This window comes from Lysinibacillus sp. NPDC056185, from assembly GCF_047737915.1.
Taxonomy (GTDB): Bacteria; Bacillota; Bacilli; order Bacillales_A; family Planococcaceae; genus Lysinibacillus.
In genome coordinates this window covers 83773-107951 of sequence record NZ_JBLLLQ010000003.1, presented here as the reverse complement: position 1 = coordinate 107951, position 24179 = coordinate 83773, and the positions used below count along the sequence as shown (strand labels likewise).

Here is a 24179-nt window from a genome sequence, read left to right as displayed (position 1 = left end):
ATTAAAGTGTTTAAGAGGGGAAAAAAAACAACCTTCATTTTATTTTTTTTGAACTAACGACGCAGTTTAGTTGAAGAGTGTTGTTTAACTTGTTGTTCAACAATCGGGCCATATTATTGAATAACAACCTTTTATGAAATGTTACCCAACGACGCTTTGGAGGTTTTATATATACTATAGACTGGAATTCATAAAGTATTTCGGAAGGTGGTGTTGTTAATTGGAAAACAATGAAATAATACTTAATATCTTAAATGAAGTCAAAAATGGAAATATACCTGTTCATACAGATTACAATTTAAATTTAGACATGTGGGCAGATCTTATTGAGTATATGCATGATAGAACATATATAGCTGATGTTACTATTTATTGGTTTGGGGATGATGATACATATTACGATGAAAGAGTTCACTCTGTTGACCTATCTAAAGCCAGACTTACAACTTTTGGAGAAAAATTTTTAACTGAAGAAATGAATTTTCACCTTGTGCCATTACTTGTCCTAAATGTTACAGACCAGCCAAAATCTTCTTTTATTCCACGTTAATCGCCTCATAACATAAAAATGGCTGTTTCACCTTACTTTTGAAACAGCCTTCCATAATACTTTATATAGTTTCATTAGCATTTATTTCCATAGTTAGCTCGTTTAATTTGTGTTCCAAGTCATCAAGCAAACGTAATTTATAATTCAACTGCTTTTCAAAATCCATTGATTGAGCCAATACCTTATTTACTTGAGCATCCAAATGTGCAAGGAACTCTGGATTCATCATTGTTTTTCGATCTAAAGAAAAGCTATGTTTTTTTACATCCGCTAATTCTTCCGATAATTTTTCTATTTCAGTACTTTTCCCCTCTATTTCCAAGACTAAATGCTTATTAAGAATGTCTAAATCGGCTTGTTCTAATTGAGATTTTTCAACGGCTTCAATCATAATCTTCATTTGTTGGCTTATATCCTTTGTAAAAACATTCAACTTATTTTCAAGGCCTTCCAGAATTGACCTATCATTAGCATCTGAATTCATAGAAAGCAATTCTTCTTTAGTGAATTTTAAAGATTCCTTTATTAATTTATTTTCCGCACGCAGTTCTTCTAATTCTTTTAATAAACTCTCTATCGCCGAAAGTTGTTTTTTCTTCTGGATTTCTCTTGCTTGTATATCGTCGTAGTAAGTTTTTATCTTTCTTTCATGGTCTCTCTTCTGCTTTAAAAGCTCCATCGAAAGCTCCTTTTTCTGATCTGTTAATTGAACATTTTCTCGCTCTAATCTCAGTACTAGTGAATAATAATCACTATCTCTGAGCCTTTTAACTTCATTTTTATATTTCGCTAATTCGGCTCTTAAAAAAATGATCATTTGCTGCAGCTGAACAGGATCATTGTTTTTAACAATATCATTATCCACACTTGCACCACCTATCACGACATTTTTCTAAGTAAACTAATCACTTCTTCAAATTGCTCCTTACTATCCTCTAACATCTCATCAAGCTGCTTAATAATCTTAATTTCTATTCCCTCATCACCAATTTCTTCAGCTTTGCTCTTTTCTCCTGACATTAAATAAGCAAGAAGTAGATTCAAAGTTCCTTTCTCGAGATAAGCAAAGCTGTTATTTTTCGTATTACTATAGTTAGATAGATTCGTAAGCTGTTCCTTTATTAGTTGATGGACAACACTATCTATTTTTTGATTTATATTTTCAGACTCACTCATTTTCATCCTCCTGTGTATGACTAATTCCATTGAGATTAATAGGATTTAAGACAACGACACCATCTTTTAGCTGATCACAATATGTAAAACCCATGATACTTCCTGAATAAGAAAAATTATGACCCCATTTGATTTGAAAGTTAGGGAATGATAGTGTTTCGTTTGGCTCCAGCGTTGTTTTTCCTATAGGTCTAAGCCAGAATTCCTCCTTGCTTGATTGATCATTGATTCGCTCCCAGCTACTGTTTCCTTTTAAATTTGGTGCGAAATGTTCATAGACATACCTTCCTGAGAATGAGAATGGAGATTCTTCAGGCAGTTTTATACATAGATACGGATTTGTTATAGGCTGATTACCTATATTGCGAATATGATAAGAGCCCAAGCATAAGCTCTCCTCATCAGGATTATAAGAAATATTGAACGAGGATGTGAAATAACTTATGATGTTGACACTATCCGGAATAAAAAGCTTCTCAACCGTTTTTTTAATTTCATGAACATAAAAATCCGTTTGTTTTTTTAGTTCATTTATCTTTTCTTCCACAGGATCGATACGTGTAGTCATAATTAGTACCCCCTTGCCAATAGTATTAAATTAACCATAGAATTCACACTTTAGACGATAGCTACTTTCTGAAATACTTTCATAAAAAAAAAAGAGAGGATTACCCTCTCTTTACAATATGATTCTCTTCTATGTGTTAGTACCATTAACCAACAGACGGGAATACAGCAGGGCATTGCGCAGGGCGAACTACACCCGGACATGTGAATGGTAATTCTGCTCTTGGTTCGCAGAATGTCGCTAAGAATTCCACAGTAACTGGGAATGTAGATTGAATACTTTGGCAAACTGATACAGTAATTGTTAGCGCAGAAAACGTAATTGTGCCTGTTCCAGCTGTTAATGTTCCTGTTGTACACACGAAACAATCTAAATCAGTGAATAAAATTTCTACGTCTGTCCCTGTTGGTGCACATAATGTAACTTGTTCACAACGAGAAACTGGAATAGTATTGCTTGTGAACATAGTGCCATTTGGTAAACAAACAACTATTGTAAGAATAAAGTTCTTTTGAATAGTTAGATTTTGAAGACATACAGTTGCACCATCGATGGAGAATTGGCGATTCTCACGATTCAAGATAACAATAGGGTTAGTTGTTGCTGGAACTACCTTACATGTAACTACTGCACCTGTTAAATCAGTAGTTGGTGTTACTCCTGGGAAAGTAATTGGTCCCGTAGGGGAAATATCAAATGACATCTCCTTTACAATCCAGTCAAATACCTTATCGACGTTTATACAAATTAGTTCCTGTGCCTGGGATGGCATATTCTCTAGCATCCTTTTGACACCTCCATAAATTTTTTATCTTTCGTTTGTATCATATGTTTTCTAGCTTTAAGTGCATGGGCTAACAAATAATTCGTTTTGATTTTTATTAAAATACTTAAGTATCAGTATGTATCGTTTTTGCTTACATTTTCTTTTCTAATGGAGAAACTAAAACATTTGAAAGAATCTGTATATTTGTAACAGAAAGTAAATATTTTTAATAAAATATTAATGGACTGAAAGGGGTGAAATGCAATGGAAGATTCAAAATTGTACTCCACTCAAGACATTGAGAAATTGAAGCAGAAGTTAGATGCCTACAAGGATACGTTAACTTCATTGAAAATGGAAACTTCAATTGATGATTACCTATTTATGAAAAAGGATTTTGAGGAGATTAAAACGCAAACGGCACTTTTAGAAGGGCAAACTGAAACAATAGATGATAAGCAAAATTCACAAATCAGGGGCTATGAGGAGCAAATAAACCTTCTATCGACACAAATTGAGTCTCTGAATCAAATGATTGAGAAAATGAACCAAGAAATACTAAGGGTTTTAAACAAATTACTTACGAGTGAAAATACTAAAGCGCCTGCCACTATACCCAAAACTGAAAACACACCTAAATTTATGGCTAACGGTGCACAAAGGGATCCGATAATGGCACAAACAACAAGCCAATCGGCGAATGCGTCAGCACAGCCATCTTATAAAATGCTACAAAGTCTAGCAGGTAAAGCAACAAATGGGCAATTAGATGCCAACAATGGTGTACCCTCTACTCGCAACGAAAATCAAAGAAATGTACCCGAAGAACGCCATTTTAATCAACAATACTTTCAATCAATAAACACTCATCCAAGCCAGATATATAATGGTTTATATAAAAATACCACTACCGAATCTACCTTCCATTTTAAAAACGCTACGAACGCACAGGAAATTCCAATTAGAGTTTATGAATCTAATACTTTATCGACTGCCGATGCCTCAGATCCAGCAAATTACATAAATAACACAGTAATTGTTGATGAAGTGAACTCTGTAAAAACAAATGACCTAGACAATTATGAAGTATCTAAAGTGGTTAATGAACCTGTTATTCTTGAAGCAGCTAAAGTGGTTAATGAGCAAGGGGACGTAAATACTTTCCCTATTTTAAAAAGTGATGTATTTGAAACTTTTGAACCTACGTCAGAGGAAGTGTATGAAACCCATACACAAATTGAAGAGATAAATAAGCAAACTAAGATAAAAGAAGAATCAGCTGAAGAAGGTCATAAAAAAGAGAAGGGTTCTTTATTTTTCAATTTCTTTCGAAAATGGAGTTAGTTTAAAGTAGTGTACCGAATTCAGTTACAATGGAGATTTATACGTTAAATCCGTCCAATAAGTATGAAAATACATATTGGACTTTTTTGTATTCAATTAAAAAATTAGCAGAAAGTCATATTCATTAGCGAATACTTGCCATTGCCAAAAACTCCCCTAAAGAAACCTCCATATAAAAATTGCATTGTAGTTAATTGCCCTCACTCTATAATCTTAGCTGAATAGAATAATGAAGAAAGGGGGTGTAAAAATGTGTATGAATTGTATGAATTCAACGTGCGGCGGCTGCGCAAATAAAAATGAGTGTACTGCACTCGGTCCTTTTGAAGCTATAGAAGCTGCATGTATTACTACTCCACCAGCAACAGGCTCGATCATCCCATTCTCATCAGGAATAGTTCCTGTTATTTTAACATCAGTTCTTGGTGGCGCAATCGGTACAGTTAGTCTTGTAGGATTCGGTACGTCTATTCCAGGGGTAACTCTTACTGGTACAAATATAGACTTAACAGCTGCTACAGGAACAGAAGCCTTTTCAGTTCCACGTGCTGGTACTATTACGTCTATTTCTGCATCATTGTCTGCAACAGTTGCTGTAACCCTTACAGGAACAGCAACAGTTAGAGCACAAATTTACCGTGCGGTTGCGGGAAGTAATGTTTTCAGCCCTACAACAGCATTTGTTGATTTAACACCAGCTCTCTCAACAATAGTAGTAGGTACTATTACATCTGGTACTGCAAACGTTACACCAGTGCCAGTAGCTGCTGGTGATCGTTTATTAATGGTGTTCTCCATTACTTCCTCAGGAATTGTTGCTGCTGTTGAAGGTAACGCAAGTGCAGGAATTAATATTGTATAAAAAATATGTTCGTAGGTAAGATTAAAGCTACCTTATAATATCCTTATCCATGTAACATACGATATTTACTTGAAAAAAATTTAAAAAGTAGGTGATTTTCTCCTAATCGGAAAATCGCCTACTTTTCGTTCTAGTTATTATTTCGCCAAAGCAATCTGAATATGAGTAAGATGATGCTTCCCGTGCCAAGCATATAAGGCTACAGCTTTTTCAAGTGTCATTAATCCCGTATCAGGATGATTAAATGCTCGTTGTAATTGCTCTGCTGTTAAATTTGTTAACAAATAAACCCAACGTTCATGCAAGCTCTCAATCATTTTATATGATGTTGAGACAGGCATTTCTGAATCGGGTAACTTTGCCCATTCTTCCTCATTGTATGGCTTAATCGTTGGAGCATCCTCTGTCAAAGCTAGCTTAAAACGGATATAGCTATTCATATGACTATCTGCAATATGGTGGACAAGCTGCGTAACCGTCCAACCATTTTCTCGATAGGATTTTGTTAAGGCTTGTTCACTTGCTCCGTTAAGTGCCTCTGCTAGTTGTGTCGGTAATAGACGAATATCCTCTATCCAATCCTTTACTTGCTGCGCTGTCACTACATCCGGAAATTGAAATTGTCCAATTGGATATCGTAAATCGGTCATTTAGCTATCCTCCATTTCTATTTTCTTACTTTTCATATTACCAATTTTATATTTTTCACGCTATTCACCTTAATTTTTTTAAGTAAAACCCTCATTTTGTAAGAATTTCTGCTTACAAAACGAGGGTCACATTATGTGGAATATTAACTTTTTATTTAGTAATATCATAAATTAACGTATCAAAATAGCTCCCATTCGTATAAAGTAAAATTGCCCATTCTCCAGGCTTCGGGATTGTCACATTTGAAGGTGCATGAGCATCTGCACCATTAGCAGGTCCTCCAAGCCCTATAGTCCAACCATCTACTAAAATAGGATGCACTGTTTTAGAATCTTTATGATACCCGACAATTGTTAACTTGGTATCTTGACCTTCTTCAATTCCCCAAATATGCCACATCCATTTTTGAGTGTTTAAACTCGGCATATCGGCACCGATAACACCCGATTTATTTGCATTACCAATAATACCTCTCTCTCCAAATTCAGCTACCTTTTGGTCCCAATCAATTGATTTAAAGTCACTTTCTTGCACAAAATCAGGTAAATCATTTGGCAGAGCAATCGCTTTCTCGCTCATTGTACAGCCTGCCAACAATAACAACACGGTTACCATAAGTACCCATCGCCTCATTACTACACTCCCTATAAGTTATGGCTATTTCCTATGAAACGAATTTTTCACACAAATTGTTACAGAGTATTCAGAAAATTCGGTACGGACTATTATTCTATAGACTTCATCACAAATTTAGCTAACGACTTTAGTGGATGAGTAATCGTTAACGTTGACTCTTTTTCGAATCGCCGTGCAGCCTCAACCATTGAAAGTTGTGCAACTAAAATTTGCCGTTGCTCCTCCGCTAGATGATGAAGAGTTTGTCTAATAGCGTTATTATACGCTTCCTTTTTTCCCTGCATAATCAGTTCAAACGTATTGTCGATAACTTTTGCTACTACATCTACTGTTTTTTCATGTTGCTCAGCGTATTGCTGAAGTCTGTTCATCGTACCTTCTACGGTTTCTGGATTTGTAAAAAGAATCATTTGAGGCTGTTTTTCTTCACATACTGTTTCAAAGAACGGCTCATCTATTTTAATAATTGGAATAGAAAGTTCCAGCTGTTCTTTCTCTAACAATGCAATATAATTCGTGCACGTTATTAAAATGGCATCCATATCACAACTTTCCATCCATTTGAGTTGCTCTTTCACCTTAAAAACTAACCTGTCTGCCCCTTTCGATACTTGAAGTATAAGACCTGGATCCACAAAATGGACTAGTTCTACGTTTTCAATGTTTTGAAATGCCTGTTCTATATACTCAATATTTGAATGATGTGCATGTAAACAGCCAAGCTTTTTCCTCAAGAGCAGTCCCCCCTAATTCGTAAGCTGTTTCTCCATTGTCGCCACAGAAAGAGAGAAACCGTTACGATTTTCTTCCTTGCTTTCTTTTGTGACAATATAACCTAATGAGCGATATAACTCAATATTTCTTGGTACACTCATACGCACTTTACATTCACTAATCCTTTTTCCTTTCGTGCACGCGAATTGTTCAAGCTCAGCAATTAATGCTGTAGCCAATCCTTGTCCTTGCTTTTCTGGAATTACAGATAATCTAAAAAAATAAATTCCTTGAGCGCTAAGTGTAAATCTTACCATTGCAACTGGTTGTTCATCTATATAACCGATGAAGGCATGCTCTCCTTTCTTCATCATCGCCTGTTCAATCGATTCAATCGTTTCATTTAATGCACTTGATGGTGGTGTTGCATGTTCATACTCTTTAAAGGCTTGTAGCATAACGTTATGAATTACTGAAGCATCCTCTACTTGTGCTAAAATAATGTTCATCTGTCAACACTCCTTTCATGGTTAAAAATACATTATAATGCATTTTTAATCATAAATAAACCGCATTACCTTAAGATAATGCGGTCACCACTCTTTATTTTTTGTTCACAAAACGTATTGCTCTACTCATAACAGTTGGAACGATTGAAGCATGATTTTCCTCCAACGCTTCATAGAAGGAGATATCCATGATATTCTGCAATTTACTCGCGATTTGTTGTGCATCATCAACCATAAAGGTTTCCAGTTCTCCCACACCGATGAATAGTTTTTCATAAGCAAATGGACGCTCTTTTAAAAATGTTGACGCATAACCTACTAGTTCATGCTCATTCCACCAAATAGAAGGACTAATCGCTATATAGCGTTGGAAACTTGCTTGATGATGGAATAATTGCCAAAGTACAAAGTAACCCGCTAATGAATGTCCAAATAGTGCTTCATGTTGCATATTTACAGGGAATTGAGCCTGAATATTTGGCTTTAATTCCTCCTCTAAAAATCTACTAAAGTTCTCTGCACCTCCATGTTTCTCATGGCCCTTACCTTTAAACCTAGCAGGATAAGTATACGTTTCGGCTTGTCCTGTAAAATCATAAAATCGTCGTTCATGCATGTCTGCGCCATGCCCAATGCCAACGACAACGGCTGGTAAAACTCCTGTTTTAGGTGCATTACGACTTTGTAGGCGAACCGCTTCCTTTACAAGATGAAAATAAGACGAGCCATCTAATACGTATAAGACTGGAAAGCCTCCTTCTGGTACTTCTCCGTTCGGTACATAAATATTTACCGTATACGTATAATCCGTAAACTTCGATACAATTTGCTGCGTCATATAATCAAGTGCTTTCACGATTTTCTCCTCAATCATTTGTTGGTCTCCTTCATAACATCATATCCATAGCATACTGGTGTTTTCGTAACTGGATCTTCCATAATACGTGCATTAATATTGAAGACGTTCCGCATAACATCTGCACATAAAATTTCCTCAGGTGTTCCGGTTTTCATTACAGCCCCCTGTCGCATTGCAATTAAACGATCGGAATATCGTGCCGCGTGATTAATATCGTGCAATACCATAACGATCGTACAACGATGCTGCTCGTTTAAATTTTTCACAATTTCTAACACTTCTAACTGATGTGCCATATCTAAATATGTTGTCGGTTCGTCTAATAACAAAATACTTGTTTCTTGCGCTAAGGCCATTGCAAGCCATACACGCTGGCGTTGACCTCCAGAAAGCTGAGCAAGCTCTCGATTTCGGTACTCCATTGTATTTGTCACATTTAAGGCCCATTCAATCATTTCCTCATCCTTGTTTGTTAAGCGATTAACGTTATTTCGATGTGGATAACGACCATAAGCAATGAGCTCTTCAACCTTTAACTGACCTGGCGCAACAGGAGTCTGAGACAAGATAGCTAGCTTTTTCGCAATTTCCTTCGTCGATAAATTTTGCATGTTTTGATCCTGTAAATAAACCGTGCCCTGTTGCTTCTTTAATATACGACCAATTGTTTTTAATAGTGTAGATTTCCCACATCCATTGGGACCAATAATGGTCGTAACCTTTCCTTCTTCTATTGTTAAATTCAAGTCTTCAAACACACGAATCTGCTCATAGCCAGAAGATAAATTTTCCATTCTAAATGCAGTTTGCACACTTTTTCCTCCTATGCCTTCGATTTCACTAGTAAATATAAGAAGTACGGAATCCCAATAATCGAGACGACAATACCAACTGCCAGCTCAGACGGCGCAAATACTGTTTTCCCTATAAAATCAGCTAATATAAGCAATCCCGCGCCTATCAACGCACTTACTGGCATGACATAACGATGTTGGATACCAACAAGCTGTTTAGCAATATGTGGTGCCATTAATCCAATAAAACCGATACTACCTGATACTGATACACAGGCACTTACTAAGCCGACGCTTGCCAATAACAGCTTCATTTTCTCTTTTTCTACCGCTATTCCTAAGCTAGTAATACTATCCTCTTCTAATTGAAAATAATCGAGCAAATACGATTTCCGATAAACATAAAAGCCTAATAAAATAAGCCACGGTAACATTGTCACAACAAAGATCCAGTTTGCATTATAAATAGAGCCTGCCATCCAAACAGCGGCAGCTTCATAATCTTGAGCATTCATTTTCAATGATAAAAACAGTGACAATGCCCCAAAGCCACTATTAATCGCAATCCCCGTTAAAATTAGCCGTTGCATATCTAAATGACCATTTTTTCGGGCAAATGAGAAAATCAACATAGCTGCCATCGCACCACCGACGAATCCAAAAATCGGCATCATCAAAATCGATAACCAGCTACTATAATCAGCGGATGTGAGACGTAATTGAAAGAAAAACATAAATATGACCACCGCTGCACCAGCCCCAGCATTGATCCCTAAAATCCCAGGATCTGCTAGGCCATTACGCGTAATGCCTTGTAGCACAACACCTGCCATCCCTAGGCCAACACCTACTAATGCTGCAATAACAATACGTGGTAAACGGAATTCAAAAATGACAAGATCGAATTTTGGATTTGGTTCAATGCGCAGCAATGTTTTTAAAACATCCATCACCGACATATCAAAGACACCATTTGTCATATGGAGATAGCTGGCACCTAAAATAAATAACATGAGTATGGAAACAGTCATAACAAATACACTTGAGGTTTTTTTACGCACGTTGTTCACCTCCGTGTTTACGAACTAAGTATAGGAAGAATGGGACACCAACCAAGGCCGTTAATACGCCGATTGGAGTTTCGAATGGATAATTAACAAAGCGACTAAGTACATCACAGAGCGCTAAGAAAAACGCACCTACTACAGCTGCACAAGGAATGATAAAGCGATAATCGACTCCAACAAGGAAACGTGTAATATGAGGAATGACTAACCCTACAAAGGCTATCTTTCCTACAAGTGCAACTGCTGTACCTGTTAAACAAACTACAGCAAGCATACTAATAATTTTCACTGCTTTTGTTTTTTGTCCAAGTCCAATAGCGATATCTTCTCCTAGTGAAGTTATTGTAATAGCCTTAGCTGATAACAGTGCAAGAACTAAACCAATTATTCCAAATGGAACAGCTAACATGAGCATATCCATATCCACCATATGTACCTTTGTGTTATACCAAACACTTACCGTTTGTGATACTTGGAAATACATCGCAATGGCTGTAGCAATACTGCTTAAAAACGTACCAATGACCGTTCCAATAATGGCCAGTCTTACTGGTGATAAACCATTTCGAATTAAAGAGCCAAAACCAAAGACAATCCCTGCCCCTAATGCTGAACCAAGCATTGAAAGTAGAATCATTTGGTAATTAGGAAGCCCTGGGAAAAATACTATTGCTAACGTAATCACAAATGCTGAACCATCATTAACTCCCATTAATGAAGGGGACGCTAAATAATTTCGTGTAATACCTTGCATCACTGCCCCAGCTACTGCTAAAAATGCTCCAACTAGTAACACTGCGGCAATTCTAGGGATGCGTCCTGTTCGAATAATTTGGTGATCCACATTTGAAGGGTCAAATGCAGTAATCGCCTGCCACACCGTAATTGCGCTAATGTCTTTTGTGCCATACATAACAGATACTAATGCCACAACCGCAATTAGGAATGGAGAAGCTGCTACTATTGAAAATGCCACCATGTTTGTTTTTTTCAATTTCCACACCTTTTTCTATATCAATTATGCCTTTAAAAGGCTGGTAATAGCCTGGTGATGCCACCAAATCTACTACCAGCCTGTCTAAACTATTTAAGTAATTTTTCAGCTGCGATATCTAAGAATTTCACCTTAGACCATGCAGTACCACCTTGTGCTAACGGTTCAATTGCATTCACGAAAACCTGTTTATTTTGTGATGCCTTTAAGCTTGCGAAAATCGGATTTTTTTGTAGCTCTTCTAACGCTTTTGGTGCGTCAGCATTTTCTGATTCCTCGAATTGAAGGAAAATAGCATCAGGATTTACCTCTGCTAATGTTTCAAGCGATAGTTCGGCCTGTGCCTTTGCTGTTTTTAAAACCTCTGGTACCGGAGCCCCTAAATCTTCATATAAAACAGGGTTTAAGTAAACGCCTGCTGGATAGATATACATTATGCCACCACGTATCCGAATAACTAGAACTTGCTTGTCCGCTAATTGCTCTTTAGATTTCGCTTGGGAATCAGCAACCTTCGCTTCATAATCAGCGATGATTTTTTTCGCCTCATCTTCTTTACCTGTAAGCTGGGCAAGTAATGTTAGATTCTCCTTCCAATTTGTAGAGACATGTGAATATGGAATCATCGTTTGAATTTTTTTAAGCTTTTCAGCCATTTCCTCAGGGTATTTTGAGGAACCTAAAATAACATCTGGATCAAGTTTAAGAATGGCTTCAGTATTCGGTGTCATTTTATTTCCAACAAGCTCAGCACCTTCTAATTCAGAAGCAAGATAGGAAGGAATTTTTCCACCGATATCAAGTACACCAACAGGCTTAATACCGAGCATTGCCGCATCTTCCATAGATTCTAAACTTGCAGCTACAATGTTTTTCACTTCTGCAGGAAGTTCATATTTTTCGCCTAAGTATGTAATCGTCTGTGTTTTCGCCTGATTTGTTTGTGTTTCTGTTGCACTAGTTTCTGCCGTATTATTTGTAGATGTATTAGACTCTTCCGCTTTATCCGTACCACATGCAGCCAAGGATAGAGCTAATAAAGCGGGTGCGCACATTTTAAAATATTTATTCATAGATTTATTCTCTCCTAACGAACTTAATTATATTGATAATGATAATCATTTTCATTTATAAGTCAATAGACTTTATTAATTTAATTGATATTCATTATCATTTACGGATACTATCCTAACAAAGAGAAAACCTGTTGTGAATGGACAATTTCATGAATCACATGGACTTTTGCCGATTTGAAACAACAAAAAAAGCTGCTTCTTTTTTCAAGAAACAACTTTTTATACGTATTTAGCTTCCTCCATCATTAATTTCCGATAAGCTGTCGGGGACATTCCCGTACATTTTTTAAATACTCGACTAAAATAAAAGCAATCTACATAACCTACACATTCAGCTATTTCCGCTACTGGGGAATTGTCATATTTCAGTAACTCCTTCGACCGTCGTATACGATATTCCGTTAAGTAAATGCTAGGATTCATCCCAGTATGCTGTTCAAACAAATAGGCAAACCTACGACGCTCCACGCCAAATTCTTCAGCAATTTTCGAAACAGAAAGTTGTTTAGCATAATTCTCATGTATATACTGTAAAGCTTGCTCCATCTGCTCACTTGCCGTATCAAGAACCTTCACTTTTGCCGACATAAGAATGGCTTCCAAAAGATTCATAAATAGAATCTTTGCTTTGAATATTGACATATTACCTGGCATTGCTTGGCTTTCTATTAGCTGCTGTACATAGTCAATAATTTTTGTATGATAGCCTGTATTGATAAAAAAATGCTGAGCTGATAATGGATATTGAGGTATTTCTTCGGGAGGAATATGATAATGTACAACTGCATACTCCCATTCCTGATCGCTAGTAACTTTAATTTCGATTGGCATTTGTGGCCCTGCATGTACGACCATACCCGGCTCCATTGCATAAGGGATACCGTTAAAGCTAAATATAGCGCTACCCGCCAGCGGCACAACCAAGCCACACTTCCTAGGGGCTGTTGTTCGACCAATATCTATTTGGCCCGGCTCCATTTTATTTGTAAAAACATCCGTAAAACTTACAGATGCATGTGCATAATAATCGATTAAATGCTTGATATCCACTTTATACCCTCTATATTCTTTAAAGCTTTTTGTACTTGAGAAAAATGATGCAAATCATGATCTGCTAAACTAGCAAAATAACCGGAAAGTGTTAATTCTGATGCACCTATTGTAAAAGGCTGCTGCCATTGCTTATCCACTATTTGATAAAGTGCGTCAATTAGCTGCTGTCTCTGAGTGATAAAATCGGCTATCGTTTCTTCTTTACTTTGTGCACGACTATTCCTTGCCGCACTAGCATTCATCTCTTCTACAGCCGGTCCTTTTGGTAAGCTTTCTTCTGTAAAAAGAAACGGTAGACGTTGTTTTATCACGAATTCATCCCACGGAGTAAGATGTCCAATGACCTCTGCAACCGTCCATTTTCCAGATTCTATAGGAGTACGCCATTGTTCTTCTGTTATGTTTGCTAAGCTTTCCACAAACACGATAGATCTTTCATAATGCGAAATTATATGATGTTTATCGTAATACACGTCTTTAGCTCCTTCGCTTCAATTTAGTAGACAATCTGTAGCTTCGACCAACTTAATTACCACTGTTTGTTACGAACTCTATTCATATAAACCTCATGCATTGGAGAGCCTTTCTGAAAATATGGTGTAGGAGCGACAATCCCAGAAACTAAGTGCTTGATACCATGAGGTGCTGCTATTTCAAGTCTTCCATTAGTTAGCCTCACACCAATAGCTGTCGGTATTTCTGGAAAATGCGCAATGCCATCAATAGATGATTGATAAGGTTCACTATTATTTACTACATGCATTCTCGCTTGATTTTTCACAGACCAAGGCTCATTCGGTAAATACTTCGTCAATTTTTGTTCATACTGCTTCTCATATTTTTCTAAAGAGTTTACTTTATCAAAATATATTACATCAATATCGGCTAATGGTGTTCTGTACTCCTTTTTATGTAGAAAATCCCACACCTTCGAGCGAATAAATCCAGCGCATACCCATGAATCTGGTAATTGTAGCTTTTCTACAGTTGTTAAAATTTCCATCATCCATTCATCTGCTGCAATTAAGTTTTTTAGCTCTTCTTCTGTTTTTATCAGTTTCATTCACCTCAGAATTTGTCATACCAATGCTTGCGCTATTTCTTTATTAATGATTCTCAACCCATGTTCTTATTTTTTTAGCAACATCCTTAGGTGCTTCACGGAAAATATCATGCCCCGCATCCGTGATTGGTTCAATAGCCAAGTTCTTAACTCTTGTTTGCAAAATTTGAATACTCTTCTTTCTAGTAGAGTTTATTTCAGTTGGTTTTGTTGCGCGTATCAATAGAGCCGGGCAATGCACCTGTGCAATTATATCTGTGACAGGTTCTGCATAAATACCTTTTATGATAGATTGCCCTGTAAAAGTAGAAATCGTTAGTCTAATTTCTCCATCCTGTTCCTTAACTTGAGCTTTCGATGCCTCTTCCAGCTCTACTGACCATCGGGAAAGCTCTTCTTTTTCCGATTCAAAAAATACGTCCCATGATGGGAATCTTACTTCATCGCAAAATTTCTCTATAGCTTGTAATTCTGTTTCTAATGACATGCCAAGATCTTTCGGCGACAAATAACCGCCATCTAACAAAATAATTCCCTTTATTCGTTTAGGATATTTAGCGGCATAATGCAATGCCAAATCAGCCCCAAAAGAATGACCTATTAAATAATGAGATGTATACCCTAACTGCTGATTTATTGTTTCTTCTATGTTTTCAATCAAATTGGACGGAAAATAAGCCTTTTCTTCTTCCAAGGCTTTTGCATAGCCGTGTCCAGGTAAATCAAAAGTGACGATATGATACTCTGATAAATGTTTTGCTAGTTCTCCAAATGCTTGGCCCGTACTCCCTAGCCCATGTAAAAAGATTAACGTTGGATTTTGTGAGTCGCCCCATTGATAAATATTTTGTTTCATTGCTACCATCCCCTTCAGCAAATGATCACTTCCATTACTTACAATAATAACTATTTTTAATTCTATTTCAAAGGGGCTATGCAGATGAACGTAAGCATAATAAATTAGGAGAGGTTGAAGCTTTAAGAAGACTGTATTTAAAAAGAAAAAATCAGTTGTACTTTGTATAAATATCATTTATACAAAACGAAAAATAATATATTAGATTTATAAATTGTTTACCATTACCCTTTAACTAACAACATTAAAGGAGCCGCTTATGAAAAAATCTTTTATTTTCATTGTGACCGTTGCCATTGCAATAGGACTTTTTTATACAAAGCTTTCACTGACGCTCGTCGGTATCGGAGTTATTGCTGCTTTTATCGGTACACTTGCTGGAGGTGCTGGGCTAATTACGATCCCTGCTATGATGCTTGTTGGTATACCTATTCAAACAGGCATTGCTACGAATAAATTTTCATCGGGCATTGCAGCGTTGTCGAGCATCTTTTATCTTCTTTATCATAAAGAGCTTCGTCTAGCAGCTATTATGAAATATGTTGCTGTAGCAATTGCCGGAGGCGTGTGTGGAGCACTCCTAACAGTATCCATCTCAGAAAAAGCAATGAATATTATTGCATGCATGCTACTTATTTTCGCCCTGTTTATAACGTTGAAAAATAAAGAATGGACTATTAGCTCAGAAGAAAATGACACTAAACACAGTAATAAATTATGGCAGCCATTTTTAATTGCAGTTTATGATGGCGGCTTTGGACCCGGCTCTTCAACCTTCAGCATACTGCATTTTTTACGCTATCATTACTCCTACATAAAGGCTGTACAGCTCACACGTGTACTTATATTCGGGAGCTGTACAGGGGCATTTTTAGTATTTTACCAAACTGGCTTTATTCAATGGCAATATGCAATAGCGATGGCAATAGGCTCCATTATCGGCTCCCAACTCGGCCTTTTAATTCTACCGAAAATTCCGATAAAAGCAGCTAAAATACTACTAATAATCATCATTACATTACTACTTATTCAAGTAGCAATAAAAATCATTTAACTACTTAAATGTTCATGAATTAACTTCCATTCATTGTTTAGGACAGTAAAAATATTCGTTGCCCTTCCGCTACCTGATACAAATTTTCTGTTATGATAGCCCTCATAGTGGTATGTATAAATGCAGGTAGCTGATTGTTCATCAACCGTAAGCCACTGGACATTAGTAGCTGAATATATCTCTTCCTTTATCAAATTCCAAGCATTATTAAAATAAGCACCTATTTCTTCTAAGGTTATGCATGTTTTATCCGAAAACCAATACACTGCTTGCGGATGCAAAATTTCCTTTACGTTATTAAAATCATGGGAGTTTGTCGCTGCAATATAACTCTCTAAAGCTTGTTGATACGGCATGGTAATTCCCCCTTTTTAACTAATATTAACCGGAATTCTACTACTTAGAAACAAAAAAGAATGAAATAGCAGAAGGTGTGACAAGACTATTTCAAACAGTTTATGATGAGGTAAAGTAAATAAGGAGGATCTTTATGCTCGCTATTATTCAAAAACAACAAAATAACTATGTCGTAAAATTCAACCGTCCGCTGTCACATTCAGCTGATGCTGTTTGGGCCGTATTAACGGAGAATGAAAAGCTTCAAAAATGGATGAATAATTTAGAAATCATTGATCTTCGAAAGAATGGCAAAATCCATTTTAATATGAATGATGAAACAAATGCTTATAAGGAAATAGCGATTACAGACTATGCCGAGAAGGAAGTACTCGAATTTGATTGGGGCAAAGATACAGTAAGATTTGAACTCTCCCCCACTGACAATGGCTCCATATTAGTATTACTTGAAACGATTGGTGGGCTAACTGACCATACGCCTAAAGATTTAGCCGGCTGGCATATATGCTTAAACCTGCTTTCGGACTTATTAAACGGAACTGTACATGAGAAATTTCCAATGGAAGAATGGCAAAAATGGTTTGCAGAGTATAAACAACTTGTGGATGCTGTAGAGGAGATTTAAACATATCACGAATAAAACTCCTAGAGCAGAGACACATGCTTTAGGAGTTTTATTCTTGTTGAAAAATAAAATGGTCAATGCAGACGTTTAGTTGATTTACGTTTTATTCGCTTTCGGAATAACATACTAGAAGATACATGCTAAGTAATATAGTTTGTCTTCGTTCCGATTAGACGACTTCTTTGGGATTAGTAATAAAGGAACAAAGTTTAACATGGCTACTTAATACGCCTAATTACCATCTCGAACATTCATACGAGCGAATATTTCTTCTTGCAATAGTTTGGAAGCGCCAACCACTTCTACTACTCCAGCGGAACCCTGCAATAAACTCTCTTCCTACAGCAGTTAGGAAGAACCAAAAGCCTGTTCCATTTAACATCCATATATACGTATTCCTGAATAAGCATGATTGAATACCACTTGTACCTACTCCAAAAGGTGGAAGTGATGGCACAAAGCTAGGCGGTGGTCCAAGAGGCATTTGACCTGCTGGCGGCGGCCCAAAACCAGGCGGTCCAGACGGTGGTGGCGGCCCAAAACTTGGTGGTCTAGATGTTGGTGGTGGTCCAAAACCGGGTGGTCCAAATGATGGTGGCGGTCTAAAGCCAGGAAGTCCAAATGATGGTTCGAAACCGGGTTCTGGCAGTGGCATAATTTCTTCATATGGATTGTACATGATAAACCCCTCCCTTTACATAATTCAATATATGTAAAAGGGCTAATAACCGTTGAGCAAATTGCCCATTGGTCTTGTATTCAGTCGTTCTAAAGCGTAATCGTATTTACAAGGTATGTTTTCCAAGAAAAAAAGTCGTACCTTTGCTGAAAAATATCATTTTAAATTCTATTAATGCCCCGCAGGAACTAACTAAACACTCGGCAGTAATGTCCAATTCAATAGTACTTATAATCCTCTCCGTCAAATAACACTAATATGAGGAGATTTTTTGTAATGAAATTATCTAAGCAAATACGCGCTTATCACTCGCCAATCCTCTAGCTTTTCTTCAAAAGATTTAATATTTTTACCTGGTATTGGGCTAGTAGAAGGCATTTTCTGATATGCTCGACCATCTAAAACCTCAAGGCCAATATGCTTTTTAAAAACTTCGAATGACTTTGCGCCATTGAAAAGCACTAACTCAATATTAGGATAGTGTTCAAAAAGCGTTTTAAAATCATTCGGTTTTTCATTGCGAATGGCCGCATCTAAGCTCCCTTTGCGTTCGCACGATTCAATTGTATCCCAGAGACCGATATGATGATCCTTTAACAATTTTAATCTTTGTCCATAATCCTGAGGTACATCTACTTCTAATATTCTCTCAATAATCGGCCAAAAGTGATTGCGCGGGTTACCATAATATTGTTGTTTCTCTAATGATTGCTTTCCTGGCATTGAGCCGACAATTAGCACCTTCGTTGATAGATCAATAACTGGTGGTAATACATTTTTAAGTTCATTCGACATTACAATCACTCCTTCTTTATATTGTAGCGGAAAATTTGTGGCAATATCCTTGAAGGGCATGTATCAATTATCAAAAATCAATACTTTTCATATCGCGGGTTGATTAAATAAATCAAGCTTGAGGGCCTTTCTCTATTTGTTGGATATTTATGATAGACTAATTCAAATGCACTCTTTTTGAGATGTTTTTGTTAGTATACTGTCACTTATTTTTTAAAGTGCCTATACGAAGAAAAATTAATTCCGAGTATCAAACTACATAGAGGTGAAATATGAGAAGTTGGTTCCAATCTCTTACAGTTAAAATGATTTTTTTAATAAGTATTTTGATTCTTTTAATATGTGGTATGTTTATGTATCTTTTGCAAGAACATATTCGGGATACGACAGAAAAACAGATGGGAGAGGAAGCATTAAATATTGCAAAAACCCTCGCATCTATGGAAGAAATCATTACCGCATTTAATAAAGAAAATCCAAGTGAAATCATCCAACCAATCGTCGAGCCTTTAAGAAAAGAAACTGGCGCAGCATATATTGTCGTTGGTAATTCTGAAGGAATTCGTTATTCACATCCTATAAAAGATAAAATTGGAGAAAAAATGGTTGGTGGAGATAATGATGCTGCATTGCTAGATAGACAAGCTTATATTTCTAAAACTATAGGGTCATTAGGCGAATCTATTCGAGGTAAAGCCCCCATCATATTAGACAATAAAATTATTGGTGTTGTATCTGTCGGTTTTTTAACAGAAAATATCGATACAATCATCGAAAGCTATATTCACAAATGGATCAAATACACCGTATTTATTCTTATAATAGGCATATTGGGTGCAATAGCTATTTCCATTTATATTAAAAAGTTATTGTTTAATATGGAACCTATTCAAATTGCTAAGTTATATCAACAAAACAAGGTCATTTTAGAAACAACAGCCGAGGGTATAATAGCTGTCGATCACTTTAATCAAATTACGACCATCAATAAAAGTGCTTATGAAATGCTAGATTCAGCTCACAATAAATCTCTATCAGATTGGATGGGTGCAAAAATTGAACATATTTTTACGCCTAAAATTGTTGCAGAGAAAAACATTCATAATCTAGAGCTACCACTTGATGAGCATATTATCATTTTAAATAAAACGCCTTTAGTTGAAAAGAAAAGGAAAATTGGCTCACTATACACCTTTAGAAAGAAAGTAGATATTCAAAAAATCATCGATGAATTAAAACAGATGAAGCAGTATGCAAATGTTCAACGGGCATATACTCATGAATTTGCTAATAAGCTTCATATCATTTTAGGTTTACTTGTTCATAAGCATTACAACGAAGCCATTGAATTTATTAAAGAAGAACGAAATATACAACTTAAAAATCAAGCTTTTTTAAATAGCAATGTAACAACCCCTCTTCTACTTGCATTAATTCAGGGGAAAATTGCAGAAGCCGCAGAACTAGGCATCAAACTCGAGCTAAACGAAATTTCTTCATCTATCGAATTATCTAAGCAGCAAGAAAACGCTATTCTAACAGCTCTTGGTAATGTACTTCAAAACGCTATTGAAATTTTAAAAAGCTGGGAATCCTCAAATAAAGTGATTCAACTATCAATTAACAATTATAAAAATCATTACTTATTTGAGATTCAAGACAATGGACCAGGTATTGATAACAATATGTACGATAAAATTTTTACAAAAGGGGTATCTACTAAAGAAGGGTTAGATCGCGGACATGGGCTAGCTATAAGCAAGAAAGCCCTTCAGGAGATAAATGGGGAAATTTTATTGGATTCAGGTGATTTATCAGGAGCATGTTTTTTAATAATAGTTCCTAAAGGAGACATTGAGAATGACAATATCAAAAAGTGTATGGATTATTGAAGATGACTTTAGAGTAGCAAAAATTCATGCAGATTATGTTCATAATATAAAAGGATTTATCGTTACTGAAAATTTACGCACAGGAAAAGAAACGATTGAAAAGCTAAAGACGACCTCTAGTTTACCAGAAATTATATTAACAGATTTGTATATTCCTGATGTTGAAGGTAGCTCATTAGTAAGCCATATTCGCCACCTCTATCCATCTATAAAAATTATCGTAATCTCAGCAGCAACTGAAATAAGTTTAATAAAGGATATATTGGACTTAGGGATTTCAGATTACTTAATAAAACCCTTTGAAGAGCAACGACTTCAAAGAGCATTTCAGAAATATTTACAGGAACATCATTTATTTCAAAATAGCAAAAATGTCACTCAAAAGGATCTTGATTCATTATTTTATAGGGAATCCACCAATAAAATAATAGATGAAGAAACGTTTGTAAAAGGCATTGATTTGCACACATTACAGATTGTTAAAAGCATTTTCGAAGATCTCAAAACCCAGGATCTTACAGCCTCACAATTAAGCGAACTCATCGGTTCAAGTCGTTCAACAGCCCGCCGTTATTTAGAATACTTAGTTGGCGAACAGTTTTTACAGACAAAATTGATTTACGGCACCGTCGGAAGACCTGAACGGAAATATGTATATCATGGAACTTATGAACAAAACTAATATTATATTCTTTATTTAACATATGACTATATTGTTTTCCTCCCTTTGGCACTATGATATTTTTTAAATAATCAGAATGATTGATCACAAAGGGAGGAAATATTTTTGAGTTTAAGTATAATCGGATTTTTAACAATTATTATTATTGTTGCTCTACTTATTAGTGGTCGTGTATCACCACTTGTAGCAATGGTAATACCACCTATCGTAGCAGCATTTATAGCTGGCTTTAATTTTGATGAATTAGGAGAATTCTTTAGTTCTGGATTAAGCTCTGTGATGAACGTAGCTGTTATGTTTATCTTTGCTATTATTTTCTTTGGTATTATGCAGGATGTAGGATTATTCGAACCATTGATCAATAAAATGATTGCGCTTTCAAAAGGAAATATTATTGTCGTTGCAGTAATAACAGTGATCATTGCTGTAGTAGCGCAGCTAGATGGTTCTGGTGCTTCAACATTTTTAATTACAATCCCAGCATTATTGCCTTTATATTTACGTTTACGCATGAATCCATATCTATTGCTGTTACTAGTTGGGGGAGCTGCAGCAGTTATTAATATGATTCCTTGGGGTGGTCCATTAGGTCGTGTTGCTTCAGTTTTAGAGACGGATGTAACTGAACTTTGGTATCCTTTAATCACTATTCAAATCATTGGTGTCGTGTTAATGATAGCTTTAGCAGTGTTCCTTGGTTTTAGAGAAAAGCGCCGTATTCTAAAACAATATGGTACCCTTGACTTCACAAATGATGATCATGTTATTACACAAGGTGTTGTTTCATCAGAAGTAGACACAAGCTTACAACGACCAAAACTATTGTGGATTAATGCAATTGTTACTGTTCTTGTTATCGGCATTTTAGTTGCAGGTATTTTACCAGCAGGATTAGCCTTTTTAATTGGGGTGGCCATCGCCTTACCAATCAACTATCGTTCTCCTAAAGAACAGATGGAACGTGTACGAGCACATGCTCCGAATGCCTTAACGATGGCATCTATCATCATTGCTGCTGGATTATTTTTAGGTATCCTTAATGGTACTGGGATGTTAACTGCAATTGCCAACAACGCTGTAAACATTCTACCATCAGCCCTATCATCTTATTTACATATCATTATCGGGGTATTAGGGGTACCATTTGATTTATTACTAAGTACAGATGCATATTACTTCGCTTTATTCCCTGTAGTTGAACAGATTGGCTTATCTTTCGATATTGATTCTCTTTCAACTGCCTATGCAATGATTATTGGTAATATTGTAGGTACATTTGTATCGCCACTTGCCCCTGCTGTTTGGTTAGCTTTAGGCTTATCAGGCTTAGAAATGGGGAAACACTTAAAGTACTCTTTCTTCTGGATGTGGGGATTGAGCATTACTTTACTTTTCATTGCTGTAGCACTAGGAATTATTGCTATCTAATAAATTAACTAGAATACCAGTTGTCGAGTATTAATCGGCAACTGGTTATTTTTCTATCCTCATAGCGTAGGGTCGATTTCCGTTCTGGCTGGGCGCTTTCCTGGGGCGTCCGATGAGCCGCTTTTGTTGTTGTTGTTGCTTTCGCACAGAACACATCCGCTGTGCTCTAGGGTTTCATCCGTGACGCTGCGATCTGTGATCTTGATCTGACCCCAAGGAGTCGCCCAGTCTCCACTTCTCCTTTTACTTAGGTATTGATTATAATGGAAAATCAGAGCCATCAAGTATTTCCTTTGAGCTTTTTACATGCAGGTTATTGGATGAATGATTTTTTTTATACGTCCTTACAATTTCATAACCAATACAATACCCTATCCATTGAGGAAGCTTTCCACCATATAAAAATTCAGCATGATTGTTTAAACCCTGAATATTGATTTGAGGCAAAATATGCCCCTTCCAAATTTCTAGCATTTTATCTAATGAGTAGGACCTCAACCATGGCGCTAACCATTTATCACCGTAAATCTCCTCCACTGCACATTCTGCTAATCCCTCTAAAATTAAAGAATCTAACAGAGTCACTTCATCTAGAGATTTATCTAAATATTGCAGACGACAAACATGATTATACTCATGTGCAAATAACGCTTTAAGCTCCTGCTTTTCAAGCTCTCCAATATATAAAAACATAGCATTTGGATAGGCTACACCGTTTTTATTAGTAATCGTTTGCTCCTGCGTGATCGGAAAGATATAGATTGGTATTGTTGGACCGTTCCATTTCTCCTTTAAATAGTTAAATTCCTTCTGTACTACTTCCCAAACGTTTTGTTTTTTTAACTTGTTAATGTCTATTTTTTCATGTGATTTAAAAAGCCCCTGTTGCTGTAGTTCAAATTGTATTTCATCTGGAGATCCACCAATAAAAATCCCTACTAAACGATCGCAAAGAATAGAACGTTGTAAGTCTTCAAAGTTTTTACTGAGATTAAGCCTTTGACTAGCTATTAATTGATTGAGCCACTCATCTGTTGGTATTACAGACATACATTCCCCCCTTACTATAGCTTATGTCTGAAGTAGACAATCGGCTAGTGATAATGATTGCAACCGCATATATTAGCTT

29 protein-coding genes are annotated in these 24179 nt (G+C 36.3%); 8 read left to right on the top strand and 21 right to left on the bottom strand.

Features of this window, described 5'->3' with window-relative positions:
* Positions 1-220: 220 nt before the first annotated feature.
* Positions 221-550, top strand: a complete 330-nt coding sequence (locus tag ACMZ42_RS04605; protein ID WP_415730757.1) for a hypothetical protein — start codon at positions 221-223, stop codon at positions 548-550.
* Between the two features lie 61 nt (positions 551-611).
* Here the strand turns inward: ACMZ42_RS04605 and ACMZ42_RS04600 are convergent, their stop codons facing one another.
* From ACMZ42_RS04600 to ACMZ42_RS04585, 4 genes are all read right to left on the bottom strand, one after another.
* Positions 612-1415, bottom strand: coding sequence for a hypothetical protein (locus ACMZ42_RS04600; protein ID WP_415730755.1), 804 nt, complete (start codon positions 1413-1415; stop codon positions 612-614).
* Between the two features lie 14 nt (positions 1416-1429).
* Positions 1430-1726: a hypothetical protein gene (locus tag ACMZ42_RS04595; RefSeq protein ID WP_415730754.1), complete on the bottom strand. Its 297-nt coding sequence runs from the start codon at positions 1724-1726 to the stop codon at positions 1430-1432.
* On the bottom strand, positions 1719-2294 hold the full coding sequence (locus tag ACMZ42_RS04590; protein WP_415730753.1) for a hypothetical protein: 576 nt from the start codon (positions 2292-2294) through the stop codon (positions 1719-1721). The genes ACMZ42_RS04595 and ACMZ42_RS04590 overlap by 8 nt, the downstream gene beginning before the upstream one ends.
* Positions 2295-2439: 145 nt before the next feature.
* Positions 2440-3078, bottom strand: coding sequence for a hypothetical protein (locus ACMZ42_RS04585; RefSeq protein ID WP_415730752.1), 639 nt, complete (start codon positions 3076-3078; stop codon positions 2440-2442).
* Positions 3079-3324: 246 nt separating this feature from the next.
* Here ACMZ42_RS04585 and ACMZ42_RS04580 point away from each other — a divergent pair, with 246 nt between their 5' ends.
* Both ACMZ42_RS04580 and ACMZ42_RS04575 read left to right on the top strand, forming a co-directional pair.
* Positions 3325-4404 carry a hypothetical protein gene (locus tag ACMZ42_RS04580; RefSeq protein WP_415730751.1) on the top strand — a complete coding sequence of 360 codons (1080 nt, stop codon included), beginning with the start codon at positions 3325-3327 and terminating at the stop codon, positions 4402-4404.
* 250 nt (positions 4405-4654) lie between these two features.
* Positions 4655-5266, top strand: coding sequence for an exosporium glycoprotein BclB-related protein (locus ACMZ42_RS04575; protein WP_415730750.1), 612 nt, complete (start codon positions 4655-4657; stop codon positions 5264-5266).
* 137 nt (positions 5267-5403) lie between these two features.
* Here ACMZ42_RS04575 and ACMZ42_RS04570 read toward each other — a convergent pair whose 3' ends face one another.
* The 13 genes from ACMZ42_RS04570 to ACMZ42_RS04510 form a co-directional block, all read right to left on the bottom strand.
* Positions 5404-5916 (bottom strand): YfiT family bacillithiol transferase, encoded by a 513-nt coding sequence (locus tag ACMZ42_RS04570; protein WP_415730749.1) that lies wholly within the window; start codon positions 5914-5916, stop codon positions 5404-5406.
* A gap of 151 nt (positions 5917-6067) precedes the next feature.
* Positions 6068-6550: a hypothetical protein gene (locus ACMZ42_RS04565; RefSeq protein WP_415730748.1), complete on the bottom strand. Its 483-nt coding sequence runs from the start codon at positions 6548-6550 to the stop codon at positions 6068-6070.
* A gap of 92 nt (positions 6551-6642) precedes the next feature.
* Positions 6643-7287 carry a hypothetical protein gene (locus tag ACMZ42_RS04560; protein WP_370077132.1) on the bottom strand — a complete coding sequence of 215 codons (645 nt, stop codon included), beginning with the start codon at positions 7285-7287 and terminating at the stop codon, positions 6643-6645.
* 12 nt (positions 7288-7299) lie between these two features.
* Positions 7300-7776 (bottom strand): GNAT family N-acetyltransferase, encoded by a 477-nt coding sequence (locus ACMZ42_RS04555; RefSeq protein WP_415730747.1) that lies wholly within the window; start codon positions 7774-7776, stop codon positions 7300-7302.
* Positions 7777-7870: 94 nt separating this feature from the next.
* Positions 7871-8650: an alpha/beta hydrolase gene (locus tag ACMZ42_RS04550; RefSeq protein ID WP_370077136.1), complete on the bottom strand. Its 780-nt coding sequence runs from the start codon at positions 8648-8650 to the stop codon at positions 7871-7873.
* On the bottom strand, positions 8647-9429 hold the full coding sequence (locus ACMZ42_RS04545; RefSeq protein WP_415730835.1) for an ABC transporter ATP-binding protein: 783 nt from the start codon (positions 9427-9429) through the stop codon (positions 8647-8649). The genes ACMZ42_RS04550 and ACMZ42_RS04545 overlap by 4 nt, the downstream gene beginning before the upstream one ends.
* A 29-nt stretch (positions 9430-9458) precedes the next feature.
* Positions 9459-10490 (bottom strand): FecCD family ABC transporter permease, encoded by a 1032-nt coding sequence (locus ACMZ42_RS04540; RefSeq protein ID WP_415730746.1) that lies wholly within the window; start codon positions 10488-10490, stop codon positions 9459-9461.
* Positions 10483-11490 (bottom strand): FecCD family ABC transporter permease, encoded by a 1008-nt coding sequence (locus tag ACMZ42_RS04535; RefSeq protein ID WP_415730745.1) that lies wholly within the window; start codon positions 11488-11490, stop codon positions 10483-10485. The genes ACMZ42_RS04540 and ACMZ42_RS04535 overlap by 8 nt, the downstream gene beginning before the upstream one ends.
* A gap of 89 nt (positions 11491-11579) precedes the next feature.
* Positions 11580-12563, bottom strand: coding sequence for an ABC transporter substrate-binding protein (locus ACMZ42_RS04530; RefSeq protein ID WP_415730744.1), 984 nt, complete (start codon positions 12561-12563; stop codon positions 11580-11582).
* Positions 12564-12785: 222 nt separating this feature from the next.
* On the bottom strand, positions 12786-13616 hold the full coding sequence (locus tag ACMZ42_RS04525) for a helix-turn-helix domain-containing protein (protein WP_415730743.1): 831 nt from the start codon (positions 13614-13616) through the stop codon (positions 12786-12788).
* Entirely contained in the window at positions 13598-14092 is a 495-nt protein-coding gene (locus ACMZ42_RS04520; protein WP_415730742.1) for a DinB family protein, read from the bottom strand. The genes ACMZ42_RS04525 and ACMZ42_RS04520 overlap by 19 nt, the downstream gene beginning before the upstream one ends.
* A 56-nt stretch (positions 14093-14148) precedes the next feature.
* Positions 14149-14682: a nucleotidyltransferase family protein gene (locus ACMZ42_RS04515; RefSeq protein ID WP_415730741.1), complete on the bottom strand. Its 534-nt coding sequence runs from the start codon at positions 14680-14682 to the stop codon at positions 14149-14151.
* A 43-nt stretch (positions 14683-14725) separates the two neighbouring features.
* Entirely contained in the window at positions 14726-15538 is an 813-nt protein-coding gene (locus ACMZ42_RS04510) for an alpha/beta fold hydrolase (RefSeq protein WP_415730740.1), read from the bottom strand.
* 259 nt (positions 15539-15797) lie between these two features.
* Here ACMZ42_RS04510 and ACMZ42_RS04505 point away from each other — a divergent pair, with 259 nt between their 5' ends.
* Positions 15798-16592, top strand: coding sequence for a sulfite exporter TauE/SafE family protein (locus ACMZ42_RS04505; protein ID WP_415730739.1), 795 nt, complete (start codon positions 15798-15800; stop codon positions 16590-16592).
* Here ACMZ42_RS04505 and ACMZ42_RS04500 read toward each other — a convergent pair.
* Positions 16589-16948 (bottom strand): YybH family protein, encoded by a 360-nt coding sequence (locus tag ACMZ42_RS04500; protein WP_415730738.1) that lies wholly within the window; start codon positions 16946-16948, stop codon positions 16589-16591. The two genes, ACMZ42_RS04505 and ACMZ42_RS04500, sit on opposite strands and share 4 nt — an antisense overlap.
* A 134-nt stretch (positions 16949-17082) precedes the next feature.
* Between ACMZ42_RS04500 and ACMZ42_RS04495 the strand changes: the two genes are divergently transcribed.
* Positions 17083-17574, top strand: coding sequence for an SRPBCC family protein (locus tag ACMZ42_RS04495; protein ID WP_415730737.1), 492 nt, complete (start codon positions 17083-17085; stop codon positions 17572-17574).
* Positions 17575-17809: 235 nt separating this feature from the next.
* Here ACMZ42_RS04495 and ACMZ42_RS04490 read toward each other — a convergent pair whose 3' ends face one another.
* Both ACMZ42_RS04490 and ACMZ42_RS04485 read right to left on the bottom strand, forming a co-directional pair.
* On the bottom strand, positions 17810-18253 hold the full coding sequence (locus tag ACMZ42_RS04490) for a transporter (RefSeq protein ID WP_415730736.1): 444 nt from the start codon (positions 18251-18253) through the stop codon (positions 17810-17812).
* Between the two features lie 282 nt (positions 18254-18535).
* On the bottom strand, positions 18536-19048 hold the full coding sequence (locus ACMZ42_RS04485; RefSeq protein ID WP_415730735.1) for a DNA-deoxyinosine glycosylase: 513 nt from the start codon (positions 19046-19048) through the stop codon (positions 18536-18538).
* 347 nt (positions 19049-19395) lie between these two features.
* Here ACMZ42_RS04485 and ACMZ42_RS04480 point away from each other — a divergent pair, with 347 nt between their 5' ends.
* The 3 genes from ACMZ42_RS04480 to ACMZ42_RS04470 all read left to right on the top strand — a co-directional run bounded on the left by ACMZ42_RS04480 (position 19396) and on the right by ACMZ42_RS04470 (position 23050).
* The gene (locus ACMZ42_RS04480) at positions 19396-20940 is read left to right on the top strand and encodes an ATP-binding protein (RefSeq protein WP_415730734.1); all 1545 of its coding nucleotides are present in this window, start codon (positions 19396-19398) and stop codon (positions 20938-20940) included.
* Positions 20909-21622: a response regulator gene (locus tag ACMZ42_RS04475; protein ID WP_415730733.1), complete on the top strand. Its 714-nt coding sequence runs from the start codon at positions 20909-20911 to the stop codon at positions 21620-21622. Before ACMZ42_RS04480 ends, ACMZ42_RS04475 begins: the two co-directional genes overlap by 32 nt.
* 105 nt (positions 21623-21727) lie before the next feature.
* Positions 21728-23050: a CitMHS family transporter gene (locus ACMZ42_RS04470; RefSeq protein WP_370077163.1), complete on the top strand. Its 1323-nt coding sequence runs from the start codon at positions 21728-21730 to the stop codon at positions 23048-23050.
* Between the two features lie 258 nt (positions 23051-23308).
* Here ACMZ42_RS04470 and ACMZ42_RS04465 read toward each other — a convergent pair whose 3' ends face one another.
* Positions 23309-24100: a DUF2268 domain-containing protein gene (locus tag ACMZ42_RS04465; RefSeq protein WP_415730732.1), complete on the bottom strand. Its 792-nt coding sequence runs from the start codon at positions 24098-24100 to the stop codon at positions 23309-23311.
* Positions 24101-24179: the final 79 nt, after the last annotated feature.

Excerpts from the sequence above, each read along its gene's own strand:
- ACMZ42_RS04595 (WP_415730754.1), bottom strand. The coding sequence starts at position 1,726 with ATGAGTGAGTCTGAAAATATAAATCAAAAAATAGATAGTGTTGTCCAT.
- ACMZ42_RS04590 (WP_415730753.1), bottom strand. The coding sequence starts at position 2,294 with ATGACTACACGTATCGATCCTGTGGAAGAAAAGATAAATGAACTAAAA.
- ACMZ42_RS04585 (WP_415730752.1), bottom strand. The coding sequence starts at position 3,078 with ATGCTAGAGAATATGCCATCCCAGGCACAGGAACTAATTTGTATAAAC.
- ACMZ42_RS04580 (WP_415730751.1), top strand. The coding sequence starts at position 3,325 with ATGGAAGATTCAAAATTGTACTCCACTCAAGACATTGAGAAATTGAAG.
- ACMZ42_RS04575 (WP_415730750.1), top strand. The coding sequence starts at position 4,655 with ATGTGTATGAATTGTATGAATTCAACGTGCGGCGGCTGCGCAAATAAA.
- ACMZ42_RS04570 (WP_415730749.1), bottom strand. The coding sequence starts at position 5,916 with ATGACCGATTTACGATATCCAATTGGACAATTTCAATTTCCGGATGTA.
- ACMZ42_RS04565 (WP_415730748.1), bottom strand. The coding sequence starts at position 6,550 with ATGAGGCGATGGGTACTTATGGTAACCGTGTTGTTATTGTTGGCAGGC.
- ACMZ42_RS04555 (WP_415730747.1), bottom strand. The coding sequence starts at position 7,776 with ATGAACATTATTTTAGCACAAGTAGAGGATGCTTCAGTAATTCATAAC.
- ACMZ42_RS04550 (WP_370077136.1), bottom strand. The coding sequence starts at position 8,650 with ATGATTGAGGAGAAAATCGTGAAAGCACTTGATTATATGACGCAGCAA.
- ACMZ42_RS04545 (WP_415730835.1), bottom strand. The coding sequence starts at position 9,429 with ATGGAAAATTTATCTTCTGGCTATGAGCAGATTCGTGTGTTTGAAGAC.
- ACMZ42_RS04530 (WP_415730744.1), bottom strand. The coding sequence starts at position 12,563 with ATGAATAAATATTTTAAAATGTGCGCACCCGCTTTATTAGCTCTATCC.
- ACMZ42_RS04515 (WP_415730741.1), bottom strand. The coding sequence starts at position 14,682 with ATGAAACTGATAAAAACAGAAGAAGAGCTAAAAAACTTAATTGCAGCA.
- ACMZ42_RS04510 (WP_415730740.1), bottom strand. The coding sequence starts at position 15,538 with ATGAAACAAAATATTTATCAATGGGGCGACTCACAAAATCCAACGTTA.
- ACMZ42_RS04505 (WP_415730739.1), top strand. The coding sequence starts at position 15,798 with ATGAAAAAATCTTTTATTTTCATTGTGACCGTTGCCATTGCAATAGGA.
- ACMZ42_RS04500 (WP_415730738.1), bottom strand. The coding sequence starts at position 16,948 with ATGCCGTATCAACAAGCTTTAGAGAGTTATATTGCAGCGACAAACTCC.
- ACMZ42_RS04495 (WP_415730737.1), top strand. The coding sequence starts at position 17,083 with ATGCTCGCTATTATTCAAAAACAACAAAATAACTATGTCGTAAAATTC.
- ACMZ42_RS04490 (WP_415730736.1), bottom strand. The coding sequence starts at position 18,253 with ATGTACAATCCATATGAAGAAATTATGCCACTGCCAGAACCCGGTTTC.
- ACMZ42_RS04485 (WP_415730735.1), bottom strand. The coding sequence starts at position 19,048 with ATGTCGAATGAACTTAAAAATGTATTACCACCAGTTATTGATCTATCA.
- ACMZ42_RS04480 (WP_415730734.1), top strand. The coding sequence starts at position 19,396 with ATGTTTATGTATCTTTTGCAAGAACATATTCGGGATACGACAGAAAAA.
- ACMZ42_RS04475 (WP_415730733.1), top strand. The coding sequence starts at position 20,909 with ATGACAATATCAAAAAGTGTATGGATTATTGAAGATGACTTTAGAGTA.
- ACMZ42_RS04465 (WP_415730732.1), bottom strand. The coding sequence starts at position 24,100 with ATGTCTGTAATACCAACAGATGAGTGGCTCAATCAATTAATAGCTAGT.